This window comes from Corynebacterium sp. 045007, assembly GCF_040743205.1.
In the GTDB taxonomy this organism is placed as follows: Bacteria; Actinomycetota; Actinomycetes; order Mycobacteriales; family Mycobacteriaceae; genus Corynebacterium; species Corynebacterium jeikeium_D.
Genome location: NZ_JBFLKW010000061.1, coordinates 1 through 254, shown reverse-complemented (window position 1 = coordinate 254; position 254 = coordinate 1). Strand labels below are relative to the sequence as shown.

The following is a 254-nucleotide window of genomic DNA, read 5'->3' as shown; positions in this document are numbered from 1 at the left end:
GTTCGACTTGCATGTGTTAAGCACGCCGCCAGCGTTCGTCCTGAGCCAGGATCAAACCCTCCATCAAAAACCCTTCAAATCAGAAGAATCAAAAACAATGAAAGGCCCAAAAACCTGACAAAAACAGACAAACAACCACCACACACCAAAAAACAGTGCGCGGCCTGGCCGTTATCCAAAAATAAAACGTTCTCCCCTTCGAACCGACGAGGCCAAAAAAGAAGAGAACAACCATGATCTTTCCCACAAATGAA

The 254-nt window shown here is 45.7% G+C and carries 1 rRNA gene; it reads right to left on the bottom strand.

Annotated features, from left to right (window positions below):
• A 16S ribosomal RNA gene (locus tag AB1Z34_RS11200) occupies positions 1 to 67 on the bottom strand; the annotation flags it as partial.
• Between the last annotated feature and the right edge of the window lie 187 nt (positions 68 to 254).